Here is a 22,349-nt window from a genome sequence, read left to right as displayed (position 1 = left end):
TACGTCCTTGTCGGGAGGGTGCCGACGGAACCGGGGCAGTGCCGTCGGCGGACGGCGCTGCCCCGGGTCTCGGCGGTGCGGTCAGGTCACGGGCGGGGGAGGGCCGCCTCGATCAGCGCGGTCTGCTCGACCTCGTGCATCTTGGCCGAGCCGACCGCCGGGGCCGCCGCGGCCGGGCGGGAGATCCGCCGCAGCCGGACGTCGGTCAGGTGCTCCAGCAGGTTGAGCGCGACGAACGACCAGGCACCCTGGTTGGCCGGCTCCTCCTGCACCCAGGCGAAGTCCTCGGCGTTCGGGTACTGCGCCAGCGCGGCCCGGATCTCGTCGGTCGGCAGCGGGTAGAGCTGCTCCATCCGCAGGATCACGGTGTCGGTGACGCCGCGCTCGGCCCGGGCCTGGAACAGGTCGTAGTAGACCTTGCCCGAGCAGAGCAGCACCCGCTTCACCTGCTCCGGCGCCGGGGCGGCGGTGTCGGCCAGCACCGGCTGGAAGGTGCCGGTGGTGAAGTCCTCCACCGAGGAGACGCAGAGCTTGTGCCGCAGCAGCGACTTCGGCGTGAACACCACCAGCGGCTTGCGCTTCGGCGACAGGGCCTGGCGACGCAGCAGGTGGAAGTAGTTCGCCGGGGTGGTCGGGATGGACACCCGCATGTTGTCCTCCGCGCAGAGCTGGAGGAACCGCTCCGGGCGACCCGACGTGTGGTCCGGGCCCTGGCCCTCGTGGCCGTGCGGCAGCAGCAGGGTGACCGCGGAGCGCTGGCCCCACTTCACCTCGCCGGAGGAGATGAACTCGTCGATCACCGACTGGGCGCCGTTGACGAAGTCACCGAACTGGGCCTCCCAGCAGACCAGCGCGTTGACGTTCTCCACCGAGTAGCCGTACTCGAAGCCCATCGCGGCGTACTCGGACAGCAGCGAGTCGTGCACGAAGAACCGGGACCGCTCGCCGTCGCCGGTGAGCGACTTCAGCGGCAGGTAGTCGTCGCCGGTCTTGGCGTCCACGATCGAGGCGTGCCGCTGGACGAAGGTACCGCGGCGGGAGTCCTGCCCGGCGAGCCGGACGGTGACCCCGTCGTGCAGCAGCGCGCCGAACGCGATGATCTCGCCGTAGCCCCAGTCGATGTTGCCCTCGACGGACATCTTGGCCCGCCGGTCGAGCAGCTGCTGGATCCGCTTGTGCGGGGTGAAGCCCTCGGGGAGGTTGACGTGCGCCTCGCCGATCGCCTTGACCACGGCGGCGTCGGTGGCGGTCTCCACCTGCGGCTCCGGCTCCTCCTCGCGGCGCGGCCGGCTGAGCTTGCGCGGGGTGGTGGCGGCGTCGCGGGTGGCCTTGAAGACCCGCTCCAGCTGCCCCTGGTAGTCGCGCAGCAGCTCCTCCGCGTCCTCCACGGTGATGTCACCCCGGCCGATCAGCTCCTCGGTGTAGAGCTTGCGGACCGAGCGCTTCGAGTCGATGATCTTGTACATCTCCGGGTTGGACATCGAGGGGTCGTCGCCCTCGTTGTGCCCGCGCCGGCGGTAGCAGACCATGTCGATCACGACGTCCTTGTTGAACGCCTGCCGGTACTCGAAGGCCAGTCGGGCGACCCGGACCACGGCCTCGGGGTCGTCGCCGTTGACGTGGAAGATCGGTGCCTGGATCATCCGGGCCACGTCGGTGCTGTAGAGGCTGGAGCGGCTGTACTCCGGGGCGGTGGTGAAGCCGACCTGGTTGTTGACCACCACGTGCACGGTGCCGCCGGTGCGGTAGCCGCGCAGCTGGGAGAGGTTGAGCGTCTCGGCGACCACGCCCTGGCCGGCGAAGGCGGCGTCACCGTGCACCGCCAGCGGCAGCACGGTGTAGCCCTCCAGCTTCAGGTCGATCCGGTCCTGCTTGGCCCGGACGATGCCCTCCAGCACCGGGTCCACGGCCTCCAGGTGCGACGGGTTCGCCACCAGCGAGACCTTGACCGCGTGGTCGCCGTCCGGGGTGGTGAACTTGCCGTTCTGACCCAGGTGGTACTTCACGTCGCCGGAGCCCTGGGTCGACCGCGGGTCCAGGTGGCCCTCGAACTCCGAGAAGATCTTCTCGTACGGCTTGCCGACGATGTTGGCCAGCACGTTCAGCCGACCACGGTGGGCCATGCCGATGACGACCTCGTCCAGCCCGCCCTCGGCGGAGGCCTCCAGCACCTCGCCGAGCAGCGGGATCAGCGACTCGCCACCCTCCAGCGAGAAGCGCTTCTGCCCGACGTACTTGGTCTGCAGGAAGGTCTCGAACGCCTCGGCGGCGTTGAGCCGGTTGAGCACGTGCTTCTGCTCGTCGGCGGCGGGCTTCTCGTACTTGCGCTCGATCCGCTCCTGGATCCAGCGCCGCTCCTCCGGGTCCTGGATGTGCATGTACTCGATGCCGACCCGGCGGCAGTACGAGTCGCGCAGCACGCCGAGGATCTCGCGCAGCTTCATCCGCTGCCGGCCGGCGAAGCCGTTGACCGGGAAGACCCGGTCGAGGTCCCACAGGGTCAGCCCGTGCTGGAGGACGTCCAGGTCCGGGTGCTTCCGGATCTTGAACTCCAGCGGGTCGGTGTCGGCCATCAGGTGGCCGCGCACCCGGTACGCGTGGATCAGCTCGTGCACCCGCGCGGTCTTGTTGATCTGGCCCTCGGAGTCGACCGCGACGTCCCGCATCCAGCGCACCGGCTCGTACGGGATGCGCAGCGAGGTGAAGATCTGGTCGTAGAAGCCGCGCTCGCCGAGCAGCAGCTCGTGCATCACCTTGAGGAACTCGCCGGACTGCGCGCCCTGGATGATCCGGTGGTCGTACGTGCTGGTCAACGTGATGATCTTGCTGACCGCCAGCTCGGCCAGGGTGGTCTCGCTCATGCCCTGGTACGGCGCCGGGTACTCCATCGCGCCGACGCCGATGATCGCGCTCTGCCCCTGCATCAGGCGGGGGATCGAGTGCACCGTGCCGATGCCGCCCGGGTTGGTCAGCGAGATGGTGGTGCCGGCGTAGTCCTCCATGGTCAGCTCGCTGCGGCGGGCGCGCCGGACCACGTCCTCGTACGCCTGCCAGAACTGCCGGAAGTCCATCTGCTCGCAGGCCTTGATGGACGGCACCACCAGGTTGCGGGAGCCGTCCGGCTTGGCCAGGTCGATGGCGATGCCCAGGTTGACGTGCTCCGGGCGGACCATCGCCGGCTTGCCGTCGACCTCGGCGAAGGAGTTGTTCATCTCGGGGTGCTCGACCAGCGCCCGGACCAGCGCGTACCCGATCAGGTGGGTGAAACTGACCTTGCCACCGCGCCCGCGGGCGAGGTGGTTGTTGATCACGATGCGGTTGTCCACCAGCAGCTTGGCCGGGACGGCGCGCACGCTGGTCGCGGTCGGCACGGCCAGCGAGGCGTCCATGTTCTGCACGATCTTGGCGGCCACGCCGCGCAGCGGGGTGGTGCCCGCGCCGCTCACGGCCGGCGCCTTGGCGGCCGGCTTGGCCGGGGCGGCCTTGGCCGGCGCCGGCTTGGCGGGGGCCTTGGCGGCGGGGGCCGGCTTGGCGGGCGCGGCCGGCTGGGTCACGGTCGCGGCGGCCTCCTGCTGCCCGGCCGGCTCGGCGGGGGCGGCCTTGGCCGGGGCCTTCTCCTCGGCGGGGCGCGGGGTCGCGGCGCCCGGGGCCGGCCGGTAGTCGGCGAAGAAGTCGTGCCAGGCCGAGTCGACGCTCGACGGGTCGGCGAGGTAGCGCTGGTACATCTCCTCGACGATCCACTCGTTCGGGCCGAAACCCGCCAGTGGGTTCTCCTGCGAAGTCTGCTGGGTCGACACGGCCGGTAATCGCCTCTTTCACGCGGGTTCGTATGTCACGCGGTCGGCACCCGTGCCCGGTTACGGGCGCACGGGAGACGGCTCCCAGGCTACGCCGTAGGAATGCCGCAGGCATTTCCGCCTCCGACGGGTGGCCCGTTTCACAGAAGATGCCAGAAGTTCGCCAAACCCTGCGTGTCGCGTCGACTCCTGGTAGGCACGACGGCCCCGGACGGTGACGTCGCCGCCACCGCCGGGGCCGTCCGCCCGGGTCCGCCTCAGGCGATGTCGCGGCGCCGCATGATGAGGCTGCCGGCCGCCGAGGTCACCACGGCGTACGCGATCAGGACCACCGCGCCCACCCACTGCGGCGGGTTGCCCGGCAGTTCGGTGCCGCTGATCATCAGCGAGGACGCGGTGGACGGCACGATCACCGCCAGCTTGCTGATCCAGTCCTGCTCCAGCCACTGCTGAAGCAGGAAGAAGACCAGGTTCGCCGCGGTCGTACCGACCAGGTAGAGCACCACGGCGGTGATGGTCGCCCCGATCTGGCTGCGGATCAGCACGCCGAAGCCGACGCCGAAGACGCCCCAGAGCACGTACGCCAGCAGGTTGAGCAGGATCGCGCGGGTGATGTCCCAGTCGCCCAGGTGCGCGTCCCACCCCTTGGCCGCGAAGAAGATCAGCGTCGCCGGCACGGTCAGCACGGTGGTGACCAGCCAGAAGACCGCGCCGATCAGCGCCGCCGCGACCAACTTGGCGGTGACCACCACCGTGCGGTGCGGGGTGGTGAGGAAGGTGGTCGTCGCGGTCTGGTGGTAGAACTCGTTCGTCACCACGATGATGCCGAGCAGCAGCACGAAGAGCAGCCCGAAGTACTGCCCCGAGGTGAACAGGTTCGCCGCCTGGTAGACCTCGTCGGCCGAGGCGAGGACCTGCTCGGCCTGCTCCCGCGGCAGGCCCTCCACGTCCTGCGGGCCGCTGAGGGTGAGGTTCGCGTTGAGCGCGTTGACCAGGAACGCCAGGGCCAGGGTGACCAGCGCGCCGAGGCCGAACAGCCACCACGTGTTGGTCGTACGGATCTTGAGCAGTTCGGCTCGGACCAGGTTCATCGGATGCCCGCCTTCCCGGCCGTCAGCTCCAGGAAGACCCGTTCCAGGTCGGGTCGTTCCGTGGTGAGTTCGTGCAGTTCCACCCCGGCGGCCAGGGCGACCCGGCCGACGGTCGGGGCGTCCGCCCCGTCCACCAGCAGGACGCCGTGCTCGTCCGGGGTGACGGTGGCCGACTGCGCCTTCAGCGCGGCGACGAGCTCGTCGGCCTGCGGGGTGCGTACCCGCACCCGCACGCCCTGGGCCATCGAGCCGATCACCTGCTCGACCGGCCCCTGCCGGACCAGCTGGCCGGCGGCGATGATCACCACGTCGTCGGCGAGCAGCTGCATCTCGGAGAGCAGGTGGCTGGAGACCAGCACGGTGCGGCCCTCCTGGGCCAGGCTCTTGAGGAACCCGCGCATCCACCGGATGCCCTCCGGGTCCAACCCGTTGGCCGGCTCGTCCAGGATCAGAACCCGCGGGTCACCGAGCATCGCGGCGGCGATGCCGAGCCGCTGCTTCATGCCCAGCGAGTAGCCCTTGAACTTGCGCCGGGCGGCCGGGGTCAACCCGACCAGGGCCAGCGCCTCGTCGGCGCGCTGCCGGGGCAGCCCGGCCGCGGCGCAGATCACCCGGAGGTGGTTGAGGCCGGTCCGGCCCTTGTGCGCGCTGGACGCCTCCAGCACCGCGCCCACGTGCCGCAGCGGGTCGGTCAGGTCGGCGTAGCGGACCCCGTCCACGGTGGCGTCGCCGCTCGTCGGAGTGACCAGGTTCAGCAGCATGCGCAGGGTGGTGGTCTTGCCGGCGCCGTTCGGGCCGAGGAAGCCGGTCACCCGCCCCGGTTCGACGGTGAAGGACAGGTTGTCCACCGCCCGGACGTTCTTGTAGTGCTTCGTCAGTCCGGACACCACGATCTGGCCGGTCCCGGTGCTGGGGCTCCACTGCCCGTCGGACATCGTGCTCCTTCCGTGCGGCGGCGCGTCACGCGCCGCGGTGTGCGGCGCCGTTGCGGAGAGCGCCGGGGCACAGCCTGGCAAGGGCGTGCAACCCGGTCAATCGGGCGCGGTCCGTAGTCCGGCCTCCACCTCACGCAGGAGGCGGTCGTCCTCAGGGACGAGAGGCGGGTTCCGAGGGCAGCGCGATCCAGGTGGCCCGGGCCCGGCCGAGCAGCACGCCGGTCGGGCCGTACAGGCTGGTGCGCACGACCGCCTTGCGCCCCTCGCCGCTGACCAGCTCGCCGGTCACCACGCACTCGTCGCCGGGCCGGGGCAGCGCGTCGACGACCGCGGCGACCCGGCCGAGGACGTACGGCCGGCCCGGGGCGATGACGGCCCAGCCGCCCGGGCAGTCCAGCGCCGCCCAGACCGTGGCGGGCACCACCCGGTTGGGGGCGCGGAACGGCGCGGCGGTCCGGCCGTCCGGCAGCCGACCGGGGAAGATCCGCAGCCCGTCCGGGCGGTCCGGGCCGCAGACGTAGCAGCCGGGGAAGGGGTGGTCCCGCAGGCCGGGGTACGCCGCCGAGGCGGCCGCCGCCGTCGCCGGGTCGACCGGGGCGACCGCCGTGGGCGGGTCGTCGGTCGGGCGGACCTGGGCGACGAGTTGTCCGTCCGGGCCGAGGACGTCGCCGTCGGCCAGCGTCAGCGGGGTCGCCAGCGGGGGCGGGCGGCGCAGCGTCACCTCGACCGGCCGGTCGCCCCCGTACGCCTCGGCGAAGACCCCGGCGCTCCACCCGCCGTTGCCCGAGCCGGGCGGCCCGTTGAACCGGGACTCGATGATCATCGACGCACCTCCGTCGTGCCCGGCGCCGCCGCCGGGTCCGCCCGGGCAGCCTGCCACGCCGACCCGGCGGACGGTCAGGTAGCCCGGTGTCGGCGGTTCGGGGCGGACCGCCGACAGCCGTTCACCGGATCGACATCCTTCGCCGGGGCGGCCGGCAACCCCGGCCACCTACACAGGTCCCATGGCCGTTCTGCACGCCGCTGGCGCACCTCTGACGACCAGCGGATACACCCTGCTGATCGCCGACGACCCCACCCAGGTCGCGGCCGCGCAACGCCTGCGCCACGAGGTATTCGCCACCGAGTTGGGCGCGACCCTGCGCCCGGGCGGGGCCGGGCTGGACGTCGACGACCTCGACACCCACTGCGACCACCTGATCGTGCGCGAGGAGCGCACCGGAGCGGTGGTCGGCACGTACCGGCTGCTGCCGCCGGGACGCACCGACCGCCGGTACGCCGAGAGCGAGTTCGACCTGACCGCCCTGGACCCGCTGCGCGACGTCCTGGTGGAGGCCGGCCGTTCCTGCGTCCACCCCGACCACCGCTCGGGCGCCGTGATCAACCTGATGTGGGCAGGCATCACCCGCTACCTGCACCTGCGCGGCTCCCGCTGGCTGGGTGGCTGCGCCTCGGTGCCGGTCGGCGACGGGGGCCGGGCCGCCGCCGAGGTGTGGGCCCGGGCGCGCGCCCGGCACCTGGCCCCGCCGCTGCTGCGGGTCCGTCCGTTGCGGCCCTGGTTCGCCGAGCCGGGGGCGGTCCCGCTGGACACCGCCGAGGGCGGCGCCGCCGGGCAGGCGCTGATCCCGCCGCTGCTGCGCGGCTACCTCCGGCTGGGCGCCTGGGTCGCCGGGGAGCCGGCGTACGACCCGGACTTCCGGGTGGCCGACTTCTACGTGCTCTTCTCCCTGGACCGGATGAACCCGCGCTACCTGCGGCACTTCCTGGGCGGGGCGCCGGAATGAGCGCCGAGCTGTGGCGGCCCACCTCAGGCTGCGGCCCGGACTGCCTGCCGGTGCCCGGGCAGGTGCCCGCCGTACCCGTCGCCCGGCGGGTGGCCCGGCTGCTGGGCGTACTCGGGATGCTGCTGGTGGGGGCCGGCCTGGCCGGGCTGCTGCCGGTGCTGCCGGCGGCGTCGCGCGCGGCCGCGCTGCGCGGCTGGGCGCGGGCGACGGCGCGCGCCCTCGGGGCGCGGCTGGAGGTGCGGGGCCGGCCGCCGCGCCGGCGCGCGCTGCTGGTCGCCAACCACGTCTCCTGGCTGGACGCGCTGGCGGTGCTGGCCGTCGCACCGGCCCGGATGCTGGCCAAGCGGGAGGTCCGGGCCTGGCCGCTGGTCGGGGTGCTGGCCCGCGCGGGCGGCGCGCTCTTCGTCGACCGGGCCCGGCCTCGCGAGCTGCCGGCGACCGTCGCCCGGATCGCCGGGGCGCTGCGGGCCGGTGACCCGGTCGCGGTCTTCCCGGAGGGTACGACCTGGTGCGGCACCCTGATTGCCGGCGACTGCCGGCCGGGGCGGGGGTTCCGGCCGGCCGTGTTCCAGGCGGCGATCGAGGCCGGGGCGCCGGTGGTGCCGTTGCGTGTCGGCTACCGCTGCGCCGCGACCGGCGAGGCCACCACGGCGGCCGCCTTCCTCGGCGACGACACCCTCTGGCGGTCGGTACGCCGGGTGCTCGCCGCCCGCGACCTGGTGGTCACCGTCCGGGTCGCCGCGGCCCTGCACCCGGCCCCGGACGCGGACCGGCGGGCGCTGGCCCGGGCCGCCGAGTCGGCGGTCCACCTGGTGCCGGCCCGACCCGTCGGGCTCCGGCCGGTGACCGCGCCGGCAGTCGGCGGTTTCGTCGACGCGGTCGCCCCGACCCGCGCGCCCGCGGTCGGCCGGGAGCTCGACCTGGCAGCGTGACGTCCACCCGACTCGCGACGTGTCTTGCTCTATCGCGATGTATCGCGTTACGCTCCTCCCGAGCGCGGGCCGCCGGCCGGGCGCATCGAGGGGAGGACGCCATGACGAGCTGGACTGTCGAGCAGCCGCGCCGCTTCACCCTGGACGACCCGGTCACCGAGCTCGACGTGCGGCTGATCAGCGGTCGGCTCAACGTGGTCGCCACCGACGGCCCGGCCCGGGTCGACATCACCCAGGCCGGCGGCGAAGGTCGGCCGATCCACGTCGAGCACCGCGACGGGCGGCTCAGCATCGTCCAGGAACGGAAGTTCCGCTGGTCGGAGGTGTTCCGGTGGGTCGGCCCACTGGCCCGCTGGCCCCGGGTCGACGTCTCCGTCGCGGTCCCCGCCCACGTGGCGGCCACCCTCCACCTGATCGACGGCTCGCTGGTCGCCTCCGGGCTGCGCGGGCGGACCCGGGCCGACGTGACCTCCGGCCAGATCACCCTGATGGGGCTGCGTGGCACCACCGCCGCGAAGATCGTCTCCGGGCCGGTGGAGGCGCTCGGGGTGGCCGGCGAGGTCACCCTGGAGACCGTCTCCGGCGAGGTCATCCTGGCCGACAGCGCGCCGGGCCAGGTCCGCGCGCACACCGTCTCCGGCGCGATCACCTGCGACTTCGACAACCCCCGCCGCAGCGAGATCCGGCTGAGCACCATCTCCGGCAGCATCACCGTCCGGGTCCGGGAGGACAGCGACCTCGCCGTCCGGCTGCACACCGCCTCCGGCCGCATCACCAGCGGCTTCCCCCAGGTGCTGGCCAGCCGAGGGCTCGCCGCGGTGCGCGACAGCGAGGGAGTCCTCGGGGCGGGCGAAGGTAAGCTCTGGGCCTCCGCCACGTCGGGCAGCATCGCGCTGCTCGCCCGTCCGGTGGACGACGACCAGGAGGAGCAGCCGTGACCGCCGTGTTCAGTCACGGGCGGCTCCGGCTCTACCTGCTCAAGCTGCTCGACGACGGCCCGAAGCACGGCTACGAGCTGATCCGGCTGCTGGAGGACCGCTTCCTCGGCCTGTACGCCCCGAGCGCCGGCACCATCTATCCCCGCCTGCAACGGCTGGAGGTGGAGGGGCTGGTCACCCACACCGCGGCCGGCGGCCGCAAGGTCTACGAGATCACCGAGGCCGGCCGGGCGGAGCTGCGGCAGCGCGCCGACGAGCTGGCCACCCTGGAGGCCGACATCAACACCTCGGTGCAGGACCTCTCCACCCTCGCCGGGGAGATCCAGACCGAGGTTCGCGGCTCGGTCCGGGACCTCAAGCGCGAGCTGCGCGAGGCGGCCCGGCAGACCCGGCAGGCCCGCTGGGACCGGCCGGTGCCGCCGCCGGCTCCCGCCGCCGCGGCCTCACCGCTGCTGACCGAGTTCGACCAGCGGCTGGCCGCCTTCACCATGGAGGTCGGCGGGCTGGTCCGGGCGCACCGACTCTCCGACAACCAGTTGCGAACCGCGATCCGGGTCCTCGACGGCGCGCTCGACGGGCTGCGCCGGCTGCTGCGCTGACGCGGCTCACAGGGTCTTTTCAGGAAGCGTCCAGCGCCGGCGCAGCCGCGTCGCGGATGATGGCGGGCATGGCCGCTACCCAGACCGAGGCGCGACTGCTCGTCGTCGAGGACGATCCCAACATCCTCGAACTGCTCTCCGCCAGCCTGCGCTTCGCCGGCTTCGACGTGGCGACCGCCACCAGCGGCAGCGCGGCGTTGAGCACCGCGAAGGACCACCGTCCCGACCTCGTGGTCCTCGACGTGATGCTGCCCGACCTGGACGGCTTCGAGGTGATCCGGATGCTCCGCGAGGGCGGCACCCGTACCCCGGTGGTGTTCCTGACGGCGCGGGACGCCACCGACGACAAGATCCGTGGGCTCACCCTGGGCGGCGACGACTACGTCACCAAGCCGTTCAGCCTGGAGGAGCTGACCGCCCGGATCCGCGCGGTGCTGCGGCGTACGGCCACCGGCGAGCACGCCCCCTCCCGGCTCACCTTCGCCGACCTGGAGCTGGACGAGGAGACCCACGAGGTGCACCGGGCCGGCCAGCGGGTGCAGCTCTCGCCGACCGAGTTCAAGCTGCTGCGCTACCTGATGCTGAACGCCAACCGGGTGCTCAGCAAGGCGCAGATCCTCGACCACGTCTGGAACTACGACTTCCGGGGCGACGACAACATCGTCGAGTCCTACATCTCGTACCTGCGCCGCAAGGTGGACAACACCCAGCCCCGGCTCATCCACACCCTGCGCGGGGTGGGCTACGTGCTGCGCAAGCCGGCAGCGTGAGCGTCCTCCACGACGCCAAGGGAAAGCTCCGCAGCGTCCCGTTGCGGATCAAGCTGGTCGCGTCGGTGCTGGCGCTGGTCGCCGCCGCGCTGGTCGTGATCAGCTCGCTGACCACGTACTTCCTCCGCAACTACCTGGTCGGCCAGGTGGACGCCGAACTCCAGGCGGCCAGCGTCCAGGTCGGCCGGGTCCTGCCCGACCTGCAGTCCGGGCGGGTGCGCGCGTCGCTGCCCACCGACTACGTGGTCGCCCTGGCCAACGCCGACGGCGGCGAGATCATCGGGTACGACCCGGTGCTGGAGCGCGACGACCTGCCGCCGATCCCGGCCGACGTGGCCGGCTTCCGGGCCGAGGAGGGTGAGCCCTTCACCGTCCGGGCCCAGGACGGCCACGACCGCTGGCGGATGCTCTACCGCGAACTGCCGGACGGCAGCGTGCTGGCGGTCGGGCAGCACCTCACCGACGTCGACCTGGCCGTCAAGCGGCTGGTCTGGATAGACCTCCTGGTCGGCGGGGCGGTGCTGATCCTGCTCGCCTCGATCGGCGCGGCGATCGTGCGGACCAGCCTCAAGCCGCTGGTGGAGATCGAGCGCACCGCCGCCGCGATCGCCGGGGGCGACCTCACCAGACGGGTGCCCGACCCGGAGGAGGGGCAGGAGTGCGCGACCTCCGAGCTGGGCCGGCTCTCCCGCGCGCTGAACGCGATGCTGGCGCAGATCGAGGCCGCCTTCACCGCCCGGGCCGCGTCGGAGACCGCCGCCCGCTCGGCCGAGGCCGGCGCCCGGGACGCGGCACACGCCGCGCAGATCTCCGAGGCGCGGGCCCGCCGCTCGGAGGAGCGGATGCGGCAGTTCGTCGCGGACGCCTCACACGAGTTGCGTACCCCGCTGACCACCATCCGGGGCTTCGCCGAGCTGTACCGGCAGGGCGCGGCCCGCGCGCCCGAGCAGACCGCCGACCTGCTCCGTCGCATCGAGGACGAGGCGGCCCGGATGGGGCTGCTGGTGGAGGACCTGCTGCTGCTCGCCCGGCTGGACCGGGAACGGCCCCTCTCGCTGGCCCCGATCGAGCTGCCGGTCCTCGCCTCCGACGCCGTGCAGGCCGCCCGGGTGGTCGCCCCCGACCGGCGGATCGAGCTGGAGATCGAGCCCGGCTCGGGGCCGCTGGTGGTGCACGGCGACGACGCCCGGTTGCGGCAGGTCATCGGCAACCTGATGACCAACGCGCTCACCCACACCCCACCGGAGGCGTCGGTGACCCTGCGCCTGCGTACCGAGCCGGGGAACCTGGCCGTGGTCGAGGTGGCCGACACCGGTCCGGGCCTCACCCCGGAGCAGGCCGAGCGGGTGTTCGAACGCTTCTACCGCGCCGACGCGGCCCGGACCCGCCGGGCGAGCGGGATCACCAGCACCGGGCTGGGGCTGGCCATCGTCGCCGCCCTGGTCACCGCCCACCACGGCACCGTGCAGGTCGCCGAGACCCCGGGCGGCGGGGCGACCTTCCGGGTCCGGCTGCCGCTGTTGCCGGACGCCGACGGCGAGACGGAGTGACTTTCAGAAAACATTCAGGCGGGTTCCAGGCTGGTGCCAGAGCGACGGGAGAAAGTGGAGCCATGACCGAGTTCGAGACCGACCCGCAGCGGCGGCCGGCCGCCCCTGACGCGGAGCCGTCGCACCCCACCGCCGAGCTGTCCCGCGTCGAGCCTGGGCAGTCCGGCTCCACCGAACCCCGCCCGGTCGCCCCGGGCGACGCCGCCGGCACCGCGGGGGAGCCGGCCGGCACCCCGCCGAGCGCCGCCACCCCGCCGGACGCCCAGACCTCCGCCGCCCCGTACGCCGGGCAGACCTCCGCCGCCCCGTACCCGGGCGCCGGTCAGACCTCTGCCGCACCGTACGCCGGTGCCGGGTACCCGTCGGCCGGGTACCCGCAGGCGGGTCAGACCTCCGCCGCCCCGTACCCGGGAGCCGGTCAGGCCTCCGCCGCGCCGTACCCGGGCGGGGCGCACGGTGGCGAGCAGGCCTACCGCCCCGGCTACCAGCCGTACCCGTCCGCCGGTCGGTACCCGGCCGCCGGCTACCAGCCGGGGCAGCAGTCCGGCTGGACGGCGGGCTACCCGGGTGCGCAGGGGCCCGGTGGGCCGGTCCCGCCGCAACACGGCGGGCAGCCGGCGCCGCCCTGGGCCGCCGGCCCGCGCCCCTCGAAGGTGGCCAAGTTCGTCGGCGCCGGGGTGGCGGTCTTCGCTCTGATGCTCGGCTCCGGCGTGGCCGGCGGCGCCCTCGCTCTCGCGGTCGACGGCGACTCCGGCGGCATCACCCGCACCTACTCGGCCGCCCCGGTGATCAACAGCGCCGACCTGCCGAAGATCGCCGCCGCGGTGCAGGACAGCGTGGTCTCCATCATCACGGACAACGGCGAGGGCTCCGGCGTGGTCCTGAGCGCCGACGGCTTCGTGCTGACCAACAACCACGTGGTCGCCTCCGCCTCCGGCGACACGGTCCGGGTGGTCTTCGCCGACGGCAAGACCGCCCAGGCCAAGATCGTCGGTACCGACCCGAAGACCGACCTCGCCGTGGTCAAGGCCAGCGGCGTCAGCGACCTGAAGGCCGCGAAGTTCGGCGACAGCGACGGGATGCAGGTCGGCGACCAGGTGCTCGCCCTGGGCAGCCCGCTGGGCCTGCAGGGCTCGGTCACCGCCGGCATCCTCAGCGCCCGGGACCGGACCATCCAGGCCGGCGAGAACGGGCAGCAGAACCCGCAGCAGGGCGCCAGCTCGATCTCCGGACTGCTCCAGACCGACGCCCCGATCAACCCCGGCAACTCCGGCGGCGCGCTGGTCAACACCCGGGGCGAGGTGATCGGCATCAACACCGCGATCGCCACCGCCGGGCAGGGCAGCAGCGGCAACATCGGGGTCGGCTTCGCGATCCCCAGCAACAAGGCCAAGGACGTCGCCGGGAAGCTCCAGCGCGGTGAGAAGGTCAGCCACCCGTCCCTCGGGGTGAGCGTCAACGCCGCCGAGGACGGCGGGGCGCTGGTCGCCGCGGTCGTGCCGGGCAGCGCCGCCGAGAAGGCCGGCATCCAGCGAGGCGACGTGATCACCCGGTTCGGCGACAAGGTGGTCAACGACTCCAACGATCTGGTCGGCGCCGTGCAGGCCGGCAAGGTCGGCGACCGGGTCGAGGTGACCTACAAGCGAAATGGTGCCGAGGCGAAGGCAACCGTGACGCTCGCCGAGACGTCATAACACCAGACCTGCCTCCTCTGGGGCGGCGGGTGGCGGAGCCAAGGGGGTTGGCTCCGCCACCCGCCGCCTTTTTTCGCACCCCGTGGTCCCTGACGCCGGTCCGGTGCCGGTTCACCCCGCCAGGGTGAGCCGGCCTCACCCGGGGAGTCGGCATCCTCGCCAGGAGCCGACCGCACGGGAGGGGACGCCATGACGACGGCAGCGGCCACCCGCACCGATCCGAACATCCAGCGCGACGTGCTCGACGAACTGGCCTGGGACCCGCAGGCCCAGCCGCACGAGATCGGGGTGAGCGTCGCCGACGGCGTGGTCACCCTGACCGGCCGGGTGGACAGCTACGCCCGCAAGTGGGCGGCGCAGCGCTGCGCGCACCGGGTACGCGGCGTGCGGGCGGTCGCCGACGACATCGAGGTACGCCTGCCCGGCCTGGACGGTCAGGACGACGGCGAACTCGCCCTCGCCGCCGTACGGGCGCTGGAGTGGGACAGCTTCGTGCCCGCCGAGCGGCTGGACGTGACGGTCTCCGCCGGCTGGCTGATGCTGCGCGGCGAGGTGGAGTTCGGCTACCAGCGGCGCACCGCCGAGCAGGAACTGCGCCGGCTGCGGGGCGTACGCGGGGTGACCAACCTGATCGAGGTGGTGCCGCCGGCCCCGCCCAGCGCCGAACAGACCGCCCTGGACCTGCGCCGGGCATTGCGCCGCCGGACCGGCACCGAGGCGATCACCGTCGAGCTGGCCGGCGACACCGTCGTCCTGGGCGGCACCGTCCGTTCCTGGTGGGAGCGGGACGAGGCGGAGCGGGTCGCCTGGTCGGCGCCGGGCGTACGGGCCGTCGACGACCGTCTCGTCGTCACCGGGTGAGCCGCCCGCCGCGTCCGACGAATGTCCGTTTAGCCCAGCCGGGGTGGGGAAATCGCCGCCGATCCCGCTCACCGGGAAGCAACGGGGAGGACCTGTGGCCGTGACCCACCGTCCGGGGGAGAGCCCGCCGGAGAGGCCGCTGCGGATCGCGATGGTGGTCCCGCCGTGGCTGTCGGTGCCGCCGCCCGGCTACGGCGGGCTGGAACAGGTGGTGCACGGGCTGGTGGATCGGCTGGTCGGGCGCGGCAACGCGGTGACCCTGTTCGGCGCGGGCCAGGATCACGGCACCGCCGCCGACTTCGTCTCCACCGTCGAGGACCTCCAGTACGCCCGGCTGGGCGAGGCGCTGCCGGAGCTGGCCCATCTGGCCCGGGTGAGGCACCTGGTCACCGCGGCCGACTTCGACGTGATCCACGACCACACCACGATCGGCCCGCTGGTCGCCGGCCGGCGGGCGGTGCCGACCGTGGCCACCGTGCACGGCAACCCCGTCGGGGAGTACGGCACGGTGCTCAGCGACGTCGACCGGGGCGTGGGGCTGGTGGCCATCTCGCACACGCAGCGCCGGCTGAACCCGGGCCTGCCCTGGGTGGGGACCGTGCACAACGCGATGGACGTGCGGGAGTTCCCGCACAAGCAGGCCCCCGGTCGGGGCCCGGTGCTCTGGCTGGCCCGGTTCAGTCCGGACAAGGGACCGGACCTCGCGATCCGCGCCTGCCGGTCGGCCGGCCTGCCGCTGACCCTAGCCGGCAAGTGCAACGAGCCCGCCGAGCGGCGCTACTTCACCGAGGTGGTCGAGCCGCTGCTGGACGAGGACGTCACCGTGGTGTTCAACGCCGACCGGGAGGCGACCATCCGGCTGATGGCGGACGCGCGCTGCCTGATCATGCCGATCCAGTGGGACGAGCCGTTCGGCATGGTGATGGTGGAGGCGATGGCGACCGGTACGCCGGTCGTGGCGCTGCGGCGCGGCGCCGTGCCGGAGCTGGTGGTGGACGGGGTCACCGGGCTGATCCGGGACCGGGCCGAGGAGCTGCCGGCGGCGCTGCGGGCGGTGGACCGGCTGGACCCGGCGGCCTCCGTCGCGCACGTGGCCCGCAACTTCTCCACCGACCGGATGGCGGAGGGCTACGAGGCGGTGTACCGGCGGCTCGCCTTCGGCGCCGCCGCGCCGGCCCGGGAGCCGACGCCGGTCGCCACCCGCTGACCGCGGGCCGAGGGGCCGGCGCAGCCCCGACCGGCTCACACCCGGCTGGTGCCGAGCTCCACGATGGCCGCGTCGAGCTGGCGCGCGTACGCCGGGGTGATGCCGCCCTCGTCGACACGGTGGGTGACCTTGTCGCGCAGCAGCGCCACCGGCTCGGCCAGGTCGGACCGCCCGTCGGCGGCCGACCGGGTCAGGCTGGCCAGCACGTTGCGCAGGTCGGTGCCGACGTCGGCGCGGACGTCGCCGCTGCGCACCCCGTCGTCGATGAGCCGGCGCAGCCGCTCGGCGGCCTCGGTCAGCCCACCGGCGCCCTGCCCGCCGTTTCGGGCGGGTCCCGGTCGGGACGGCGCGCTGGTCGCCGCCACGGTCGACCGTGGAGGAACTGTGGACGGTTCGGCGGGCGGGATCGTCGGCTGCACCGCCGGGGCGCCGGTCCGCCGGGCGTCCGGCGGCGGCGTCGACTCCGGCACCAGGGTCGGGGCGAGCAGCGCGGCGGCCGTGGTCACCACCACCAGCGCGGCCACCACCAGCAGCGGCCGGCGTCGCCGCGACGGTGCTCCGGCCGGCTCCGCCTGCCCGGCCGGTTCCGCCTGCCCGGCCGGCTGGCCGGGCAGCGCGGGCAGGGTCACGGTCGGCGCGAACATCGTGGTCGCCTGCGGGTCGCCGGGCAGCAGCTGGTCGCGCAGCGCCGCGGCCACCTGGTGCGCGGTGGGCCGGTCGCGCGGATCGCGGGCCAGGCAGCGCAGGCAGGTACGGGCGACCACCGCCGGCAGCCCCGGCACACCGTCCAGGCTGGGTGGTTCGTCGGCGGCCAGCGCCTCGCCGAGCTGCTCCCAGGTGTCCGCCGGGTACGGCACCTGGCCGGTCAGCGTCTCGTAGAGCAGCACGCCGAGGGAGTAGACGTCGGTGGCCGGCTGGGCCGGCACCCCGTCCAGCCGCTCCGGCGCGACGTACGCGGGGGTGCCGAAGGTGCCGCCGTCCTCGTCCTCGTCCGGGGCGCCGACGTGGGTGGCGATGCCGAAGTCCAGCACCTTCGCGCCGACCCGGGTCATCATCACGTTGGACGGGGTGATGTCCCGGTGCACGATGCCGAGCCGGTGCGCGGCCGCGAGGGCCTCGGCCACCTGGGCGCCCACCTCGACCGCCTCGGCCCAGGGCAGCGGCCCCTCGGTGAGCCGGTGCTCCAGCTCCTCCCCGGTGAGCAGCTCCATCACCACGAACGAGGTGATCGAGCCGTCCGGGGCCAGCGTCTCGCCGTAGTCGTGCACCGAGGTCACGTGCGGGTGGATCAGCTGGGCGGCGGAGCGGGCCTCCTCGCGGACCATGTCCCGGAAGCGGGCGTCCGTGGCCAGGGAGGGGGCGAGCACCTTGACCGCGACGATCCGGTCGAGCACCTCGTCGCGGGCCCGCCAGATCACCGACATGCCACCGGCCCCGATCTGGTCGACGAGCCGGTACCGGCGGGCCAGCAACCTGCCGGCGTGCAGCGCTGCCATCAGTGATCGCACCTGCCTGGGGGTGGGGGCGGTATCAGGTTGCGGGAATGTGTCCGCCGTGTCAACGGTCGTCTGGATTGGCGGTCACCCTCCGTCGTGGACGACTCGCACGCCGCCACCTGGGACCGGCCGGACCCGGGTGACCAGCGGCTGGACCCGGCCCGGCGGTGGGCACGTGCCAGGATGAACGACATGGCTGGGGGTCCGGTGGCGTTCGTGCTCGGCGGCGGGGGAGTGCTCGGCGCGGTCGAGGTGGGCATGCTGCGCGCCTTGTTCCGCGCCCGGATCCGCCCGGGCGTGGTGCTCGGCACCTCCATCGGGGCGGTCAACGGCGCGCTGGTCGCCGCAGACCCGTCCGAGGCGGTCACCGACCGGCTGGTCCGGCTCTGGGCCTCGCCGGAGGCGAGCGAGGTGTACGGCGACTCGGTCGCCCGCCAGCTGCGCCGGTTCGCCGCGCGTACCCACCTGCACTCGCCCCGGCCGCTGCGCAAGCTGCTGGAGTCCGAACTGGGCGCCGAGACCACCTTCGCCGACCTGAAGGTGCCGTTCCGCTGCTGCGCGGCGAACATCGAGCGGGCCGCCGAGCACTGGTTCGACAGCGGTCCGCTGGTGCCGGCCGTGCTCGCCTCGGCCTCCGTGCCGGGGCTGCTGCCACCGGCCCGGATCGACGACCAGCACTACATCGACGGGGGGATCGTCAACTCCATCCCGATCGGCGAGGCGGTCGCGCTGGGCGCGCGGCAGATCTTCGTACTCCAGGTGGGTCGGATCGAACGGGAGCTGACGCCGCCCCAGCGGCCCTGGGAGATCGCCCAGGTCGCGTTCGAGATCGCCCGGCGGCACCGGTTCGCCCGGGAGATGGCGGCGCTGCCCGACGGGGTGGAGGTGCACGTGCTGCCCACCGGCGGGCTGAAGCCCCGCGACGACAGCCCGTGGGCCTATCGGGACATGGCGGCGGTGGGGCGGCGGATCAGCCGGGCCTACACGGCCTCCCGGCACTACCTGGCCACCCAACTGGACCACTGATGCCGCTGCCACCCCGGTGGGTACGCCGGATGCTGCTGGCGCCCGGCGTGGTGCTGCTCGCGCTGGCCGTGGTCACCACGGTGCCGGTCTGGGCGCTGCTCGGCCTGGCGCTGTCGCCCTTCGTGCCCGGCCGGCTGCGGCCGCTGCGCCTGCTCTGGATCGGCTCCGTCTACCTGGTCTGGGACGCGGCGGCGCTGGCCGCGCTCTTCCTGCTCTGGCTGGCGTCCGGGTTCGGGCTGCGCAAGCGCTCGCCGGCCTTCCAGCGCGCGCACTACGCGCTCGCCGGCCGCTTCCTGCGGGTGCTCTTCTGGCAGGCCCGCTGGACGCTGCGGTTGAGCATCGACGTGGTCGGCACCGACCCGGACACCGCCCTGCCCGGCCGGCCGGAGCTGGTGCTCTGCCGGCACGCCGGGCCGGGTGACTCGTTCATCCTGATCCACGCGCTGGTCAACTGGTTCCACCGCGAGCCGCGGATCGTGCTCAAGGAGAGCCTCCAGTGGGACCCGGCGATCGACGTGCTGCTCAACCGGCTGCCCAACCGGTTCATCGCGCCCGGCTCGGACGGCCGTGACTCGGCGGTCGGGCAGATCGGGCAGCTCGCCACCGACCTCGACGACGACGACGCGTTCGTGATCTTTCCCGAGGGCGGCAACTTCACGCCCAGCCGCCGGCTGCGGGCCATCGCCCGGCTCCGCGCGCTCGGGCTGGAGCGGATGGCGTTGCGCGCCGAACGGATGCGGCACGTGCTCGCGCCGCAGCCCGGCGGACTGCTCGCCGCACTGGACGCCGCCCCGGACGCCGGGGTGATCTTCGTGGCGCACACCGGGCTGGACCGGATGCTCACCGTGGCCGACGTCTGGCGGGAGCTGCCGATGGACAAGCGGATCGTGATGCGCTTCTGGTCGGTGCCGCCGGAGGAGGTGCCGACCGACCGGCAGGAGCGCATCGACTGGCTCTTCGACTGGTGGGCCCGGATCGACACCTGGATCGCCGCCAACCGCGACGGCGTGTCCACCGGCTGACCGCGGGTCGGGGCCGCCCGTGGCGACGCCGCGTAGGGTGCGCTGATGGAACAGATCTGCGTGGTCACGACGGTGGTGGACGCGCGCCCGGTCGCGGACACGCTCGCGGCCGAGGCGGTCGCCAGGCGGCTGGCGGCCTGCGCACAGGTGGGCGGCCAGGTCGACAGCACCTACTGGTGGCGGTCCGCGGTGGAGACCGGCGTCGAGTGGTCGGTGCAGTTCAAGACCGCCCCGGACCGGGTGGTCGCGCTGGTCGACCGGATCCGCGCCGCCCACCCGTACGAGGTGCCGGAGATCCTGGTGTCCCGGGTGGAGTGCGGGGAGCCGGCGTACGCCGCCTGGGTGCACGAGAACACCCGTACCTAGGTGTCCCGGATCGATCAGGAATCGAGAAGTGCGGGGCGCGGCGCCCGCCTAGCGTGATCGCCATGGACATCACCATTCACACCACCTTCCTGCCGCACGTCGACCCGGACGAATCCCTGGCGTTCTACCGCGACGTCCTCGGCTTCGAGGTCCGCAACGACGTCGGACAGGGCAAGATGCGGTGGATCACGGTCGGCCCGGTCGGGCAGCCCGACACCTCCATCCTCCTGGCGCCGCCGGCCACCGACCCCGGGATCACCGAGGACGAGCGCCGCACCATCGCCGAGATGATGGCCAAGGGCACCTACGGCTGGATCCTGCTGGCCACCCACGACCTCGACGGCACCTTCGAGAAGCTGCAGGCCGGCGACGCCGAGGTCGTCCAGGAGCCGATCGAGCAGCCGTACGGCATCCGCGACTGCGCCTTCCGCGATCCCGCGGGCAACCTGGTCCGCATCCAGGAGTTGCGCTGAGCCCTCCGGCCGTCGAGCACCCGGCCGCCTGCCCGGCAGGCGCCCCGGGTGCTCCCGGACATCTTCGAAAGGAGTTCCCTCATGTGTCACCCCTCGTGGGGGCGGGCCCTCGCCGAGGCGCGGCGCCTGAACGACCTCGCGCGGCTGCGCCGGGTCCGCGACCGGATCGACCGGGAGTACGCGCAGCCGCTGGACGTCGAGGCGCTGGCCCGCGGCGCGAACATGTCGGCCGGGCACCTCAGCCGCCAGTTCCGGCAGGCCTACGGCGAGTCGCCGTACGCCTATCTGATGACGCGGCGCATCGAGCGCGCCATGGCGCTGCTGCGCCGGGGCGACCTGAGCGTCACCGAGGTCTGCTTCGCGGTCGGCTGCTCGTCGCTGGGCACCTTCAGCACCCGCTTCACCGAGCTGGTCGGCATGCCGCCCAGCGCCTACCGACGCCGTGCGACGGAAGCCGCGGCGGGGATGCCGCCGTGTGTGGCGAAACAGGTGACCAGACCGGTCAGGAATCGAGAAGCGCCGGTCGCCGAGCCGCACCTAGCGTGATGACCATGGCAAACATCGAATCCGTCACCCTCGAGGTGCCCGATCCCACGGCCGCCCAGCGCTTCTACACCGCCGCCTTCGGGCTGGACACGCAGATCCGCCTGCGGGCCTCGGCGGCACCGACGACCGGCTTCCGTGGGTTCCTGCTGGCCCTCACGGTGTCCCAGCCGGCCACCGTCGACGGCTTCATCGGCGCCGCCCTGGACGCCGGTGCCACGTCGCTGAAGCCGGCCGCCAAGTCGCTCTGGGGCTACGGCGGTGTCGTACAGGCCCCGGACGGGACGATCTGGAAGGTCGCGACCTCGGCGAAGAAGGACACCGGCCCGGCCACCCGGCAGATCGACGAGATGGTGCTCCTGCTCGGGGTCGCGGACGTGGCCGCGAGCAAGCGGTTCTACGTCGAGCGCGGCCTCGCCGTGGCGAAGAGCTTCAGCCGCAGGTACGTCGAGTTCGCTGCCGGGTCGAGTCCCGTCAAGCTGGCGCTGTACCGGCGCCGTGCCCTGGCCAAGGACGTCGGCGTCGCTCCCGACGGCACCGGCTCGCACCGGCTGATGATCGGCGGCGCTGCCGGCCCGTTCACCGACCCGGACGGGTTCGCCTGGGAGGCCGCCTCGCTGGCACCCACGCCCTGACGGCTGCGTGCCCTGCCCGGCGGCCGATCACGAGGCGGCCGCCGGGCGAACCGACCGATGACCGACGGAGCCCCTCCCCTGAAGGAAGGGGCTCGCCACGAGGTGACTGGAGGAAGCATGACCGGCGCGCCGCCGCGTGGGCTTGAGGCGAGGCTGCGGGACACCCGCGCGAAACTGGAGAGCGAGGTCGACCTCTGGGTCGCGACGTCGGGCTCCCCGGGCGGCGTCCACCTCATCCCGCTCTCGTACCTCTGGGACGGGAGCGCGTTCCTCATCTCGACGCCGCGCGCCTCGGTCACCGGCCGCAACCTGCTGACGGACGGCCGGGTGCGGCTCAGCCTCGGGCCGACGCGCGACGTCGTCGTCGTCGACGGCACCGCCGAGCCGGTGGCCATCGCCGACCTCGGCCCGCAGCTGGGCGACGCGTTCGCGGCCACGACCGGTTTCGACCCGCGCGAACTCGACGAGCCCTACCAGTACTTCCTGATCCGGCCGCGGCGCATCCAGGCCTGGCGAGAGGTGAACGAGATGCGGGGACGGGTCCTCATGCGCGACGGCCGCTGGCTCGGCTGACCGTCGCCGGGAAACCCACCGGTACACCTAAGTACGCGCACTCTGGGCGCGCCTCGG

21 protein-coding genes are annotated in these 22,349 nt (G+C 73.5%); 16 read left to right on the top strand and 5 right to left on the bottom strand.

From position 1 onward, the window contains the following. Nucleotides 1–86 precede the first annotated feature (86 nt). The 4 genes from V6U89_RS03280 to V6U89_RS03265 all read right to left on the bottom strand — a co-directional run bounded on the left by V6U89_RS03280 (nt 87) and on the right by V6U89_RS03265 (nt 6,646). Nucleotides 87–3,797 (bottom strand): multifunctional oxoglutarate decarboxylase/oxoglutarate dehydrogenase thiamine pyrophosphate-binding subunit/dihydrolipoyllysine-residue succinyltransferase subunit, encoded by a 3,711-nt coding sequence (locus tag V6U89_RS03280; protein ID WP_334569101.1) that lies wholly within the window; start codon nt 3,795–3,797, stop codon nt 87–89. 257 nt (nt 3,798–4,054) lie between these two features. After that, nucleotides 4,055–4,888, bottom strand: a complete 834-nt coding sequence (locus tag V6U89_RS03275; protein WP_334569100.1) for an ABC transporter permease subunit — start codon at nt 4,886–4,888, stop codon at nt 4,055–4,057. Continuing rightward, on the bottom strand, nt 4,885–5,823 hold the full coding sequence (locus V6U89_RS03270; RefSeq protein ID WP_210774495.1) for an ABC transporter ATP-binding protein: 939 nt from the start codon (nt 5,821–5,823) through the stop codon (nt 4,885–4,887). The genes V6U89_RS03275 and V6U89_RS03270 overlap by 4 nt, the downstream gene beginning before the upstream one ends. A gap of 151 nt (nt 5,824–5,974) precedes the next feature. Next, nucleotides 5,975–6,646, bottom strand: a complete 672-nt coding sequence (locus V6U89_RS03265; RefSeq protein WP_334569097.1) for a hypothetical protein — start codon at nt 6,644–6,646, stop codon at nt 5,975–5,977. Nucleotides 6,647–6,827: 181 nt separating this feature from the next. Here V6U89_RS03265 and V6U89_RS03260 point away from each other — a divergent pair, with 181 nt between their 5' ends. The 9 genes from V6U89_RS03260 (at nt 6,828) to V6U89_RS03220 (ending at nt 16,158) form a co-directional block, all read left to right on the top strand. Then, entirely contained in the window at nt 6,828–7,607 is a 780-nt protein-coding gene (locus V6U89_RS03260; protein WP_334569096.1) for a GNAT family N-acetyltransferase, read from the top strand. After that, nucleotides 7,604–8,539: a lysophospholipid acyltransferase family protein gene (locus tag V6U89_RS03255; protein WP_334569095.1), complete on the top strand. Its 936-nt coding sequence runs from the start codon at nt 7,604–7,606 to the stop codon at nt 8,537–8,539. Before V6U89_RS03260 ends, V6U89_RS03255 begins: the two co-directional genes overlap by 4 nt. A 101-nt stretch (nt 8,540–8,640) precedes the next feature. Further along, nucleotides 8,641–9,477 carry a DUF4097 family beta strand repeat-containing protein gene (locus tag V6U89_RS03250; protein ID WP_334569094.1) on the top strand — a complete coding sequence of 279 codons (837 nt, stop codon included), beginning with the start codon at nt 8,641–8,643 and terminating at the stop codon, nt 9,475–9,477. Next, entirely contained in the window at nt 9,474–10,076 is a 603-nt protein-coding gene (locus V6U89_RS03245; protein WP_334569093.1) for a PadR family transcriptional regulator, read from the top strand. Before V6U89_RS03250 ends, V6U89_RS03245 begins: the two co-directional genes overlap by 4 nt. A 68-nt stretch (nt 10,077–10,144) precedes the next feature. Further along, nucleotides 10,145–10,846 carry a response regulator transcription factor gene (locus V6U89_RS03240; protein ID WP_334569091.1) on the top strand — a complete coding sequence of 234 codons (702 nt, stop codon included), beginning with the start codon at nt 10,145–10,147 and terminating at the stop codon, nt 10,844–10,846. After that, nucleotides 10,843–12,396 (top strand): sensor histidine kinase, encoded by a 1,554-nt coding sequence (locus tag V6U89_RS03235; RefSeq protein WP_334569090.1) that lies wholly within the window; start codon nt 10,843–10,845, stop codon nt 12,394–12,396. The genes V6U89_RS03240 and V6U89_RS03235 overlap by 4 nt, the downstream gene beginning before the upstream one ends. Nucleotides 12,397–12,458: 62 nt before the next feature. Beyond that, nucleotides 12,459–14,090, top strand: coding sequence for a trypsin-like peptidase domain-containing protein (locus V6U89_RS03230; RefSeq protein ID WP_334569089.1), 1,632 nt, complete (start codon nt 12,459–12,461; stop codon nt 14,088–14,090). A gap of 189 nt (nt 14,091–14,279) precedes the next feature. Continuing rightward, entirely contained in the window at nt 14,280–14,951 is a 672-nt protein-coding gene (locus V6U89_RS03225) for a BON domain-containing protein (RefSeq protein ID WP_334569087.1), read from the top strand. 151 nt (nt 14,952–15,102) lie between these two features. Beyond that, nucleotides 15,103–16,158: a glycosyltransferase family 4 protein gene (locus tag V6U89_RS03220; RefSeq protein ID WP_334569405.1), complete on the top strand. Its 1,056-nt coding sequence runs from the start codon at nt 15,103–15,105 to the stop codon at nt 16,156–16,158. Between the two features lie 35 nt (nt 16,159–16,193). Here V6U89_RS03220 and V6U89_RS03215 read toward each other — a convergent pair whose 3' ends face one another. After that, entirely contained in the window at nt 16,194–17,654 is a 1,461-nt protein-coding gene (locus V6U89_RS03215) for a serine/threonine-protein kinase (RefSeq protein ID WP_334569085.1), read from the bottom strand. 192 nt (nt 17,655–17,846) lie between these two features. Here V6U89_RS03215 and V6U89_RS03210 point away from each other — a divergent pair, with 192 nt between their 5' ends. The 7 genes from V6U89_RS03210 (at nt 17,847) to V6U89_RS03180 (ending at nt 22,292) form a co-directional block, all read left to right on the top strand. Beyond that, entirely contained in the window at nt 17,847–18,680 is an 834-nt protein-coding gene (locus V6U89_RS03210; protein ID WP_334569084.1) for a patatin-like phospholipase family protein, read from the top strand. Then, the gene (locus tag V6U89_RS03205; RefSeq protein WP_334569082.1) at nt 18,680–19,702 is read left to right on the top strand and encodes a 1-acyl-sn-glycerol-3-phosphate acyltransferase; all 1,023 of its coding nucleotides are present in this window, start codon (nt 18,680–18,682) and stop codon (nt 19,700–19,702) included. Before V6U89_RS03210 ends, V6U89_RS03205 begins: the two co-directional genes overlap by 1 nt. A gap of 45 nt (nt 19,703–19,747) precedes the next feature. After that, nucleotides 19,748–20,068 carry a divalent-cation tolerance protein CutA gene (cutA, locus tag V6U89_RS03200; protein WP_334569081.1) on the top strand — a complete coding sequence of 107 codons (321 nt, stop codon included), beginning with the start codon at nt 19,748–19,750 and terminating at the stop codon, nt 20,066–20,068. Nucleotides 20,069–20,130: 62 nt separating this feature from the next. Further along, nucleotides 20,131–20,541 carry a VOC family protein gene (locus V6U89_RS03195; RefSeq protein WP_334569080.1) on the top strand — a complete coding sequence of 137 codons (411 nt, stop codon included), beginning with the start codon at nt 20,131–20,133 and terminating at the stop codon, nt 20,539–20,541. An 81-nt stretch (nt 20,542–20,622) separates the two neighbouring features. Then, on the top strand, nt 20,623–21,087 hold the full coding sequence (locus tag V6U89_RS03190) for a helix-turn-helix transcriptional regulator (protein ID WP_334569079.1): 465 nt from the start codon (nt 20,623–20,625) through the stop codon (nt 21,085–21,087). Nucleotides 21,088–21,092: 5 nt separating this feature from the next. Beyond that, a complete protein-coding gene (locus V6U89_RS03185; protein ID WP_334569078.1) occupies nt 21,093–21,719 on the top strand; it encodes a glyoxalase in 627 nt (208 codons plus the stop codon). A gap of 117 nt (nt 21,720–21,836) precedes the next feature. After that, nucleotides 21,837–22,292, top strand: a complete 456-nt coding sequence (locus V6U89_RS03180; protein ID WP_334569077.1) for a pyridoxamine 5'-phosphate oxidase family protein — start codon at nt 21,837–21,839, stop codon at nt 22,290–22,292. Nucleotides 22,293–22,349 lie beyond the last annotated feature (57 nt).

Origin of the sequence: Micromonospora sp. CPCC 206171 (assembly GCF_036906755.1) — a bacterium.
Classification (GTDB): Bacteria; Actinomycetota; Actinomycetes; order Mycobacteriales; family Micromonosporaceae; genus Micromonospora; species Micromonospora purpureochromogenes.
This window is presented reverse-complemented; position numbering and strand designations above follow the sequence as displayed.

Bases quoted from the DNA above. Each gene is read 5' to 3' on its own strand.
- V6U89_RS03275 (WP_334569100.1), bottom strand. From the start codon at position 4,888: ATGAACCTGGTCCGAGCCGAACTGCTCAAGATCCGTACGACCAACACG.
- V6U89_RS03270 (WP_210774495.1), bottom strand. From the start codon at position 5,823: ATGTCCGACGGGCAGTGGAGCCCCAGCACCGGGACCGGCCAGATCGTG.
- V6U89_RS03265 (WP_334569097.1), bottom strand. From the start codon at position 6,646: ATGATCATCGAGTCCCGGTTCAACGGGCCGCCCGGCTCGGGCAACGGC.
- V6U89_RS03260 (WP_334569096.1), top strand. From the start codon at position 6,828: ATGGCCGTTCTGCACGCCGCTGGCGCACCTCTGACGACCAGCGGATAC.
- V6U89_RS03255 (WP_334569095.1), top strand. From the start codon at position 7,604: ATGAGCGCCGAGCTGTGGCGGCCCACCTCAGGCTGCGGCCCGGACTGC.
- V6U89_RS03250 (WP_334569094.1), top strand. From the start codon at position 8,641: ATGACGAGCTGGACTGTCGAGCAGCCGCGCCGCTTCACCCTGGACGAC.
- V6U89_RS03240 (WP_334569091.1), top strand. From the start codon at position 10,145: ATGGCCGCTACCCAGACCGAGGCGCGACTGCTCGTCGTCGAGGACGAT.
- V6U89_RS03230 (WP_334569089.1), top strand. From the start codon at position 12,459: ATGACCGAGTTCGAGACCGACCCGCAGCGGCGGCCGGCCGCCCCTGAC.
- V6U89_RS03225 (WP_334569087.1), top strand. From the start codon at position 14,280: ATGACGACGGCAGCGGCCACCCGCACCGATCCGAACATCCAGCGCGAC.
- V6U89_RS03220 (WP_334569405.1), top strand. From the start codon at position 15,103: ATGGTGGTCCCGCCGTGGCTGTCGGTGCCGCCGCCCGGCTACGGCGGG.
- V6U89_RS03215 (WP_334569085.1), bottom strand. From the start codon at position 17,654: ATGGCAGCGCTGCACGCCGGCAGGTTGCTGGCCCGCCGGTACCGGCTC.
- V6U89_RS03210 (WP_334569084.1), top strand. From the start codon at position 17,847: ATGGCTGGGGGTCCGGTGGCGTTCGTGCTCGGCGGCGGGGGAGTGCTC.
- V6U89_RS03205 (WP_334569082.1), top strand. From the start codon at position 18,680: ATGCCGCTGCCACCCCGGTGGGTACGCCGGATGCTGCTGGCGCCCGGC.
- cutA (WP_334569081.1), top strand. From the start codon at position 19,748: ATGGAACAGATCTGCGTGGTCACGACGGTGGTGGACGCGCGCCCGGTC.
- V6U89_RS03195 (WP_334569080.1), top strand. From the start codon at position 20,131: ATGGACATCACCATTCACACCACCTTCCTGCCGCACGTCGACCCGGAC.
- V6U89_RS03190 (WP_334569079.1), top strand. From the start codon at position 20,623: ATGTGTCACCCCTCGTGGGGGCGGGCCCTCGCCGAGGCGCGGCGCCTG.
- V6U89_RS03185 (WP_334569078.1), top strand. From the start codon at position 21,093: ATGGCAAACATCGAATCCGTCACCCTCGAGGTGCCCGATCCCACGGCC.
- V6U89_RS03180 (WP_334569077.1), top strand. From the start codon at position 21,837: ATGACCGGCGCGCCGCCGCGTGGGCTTGAGGCGAGGCTGCGGGACACC.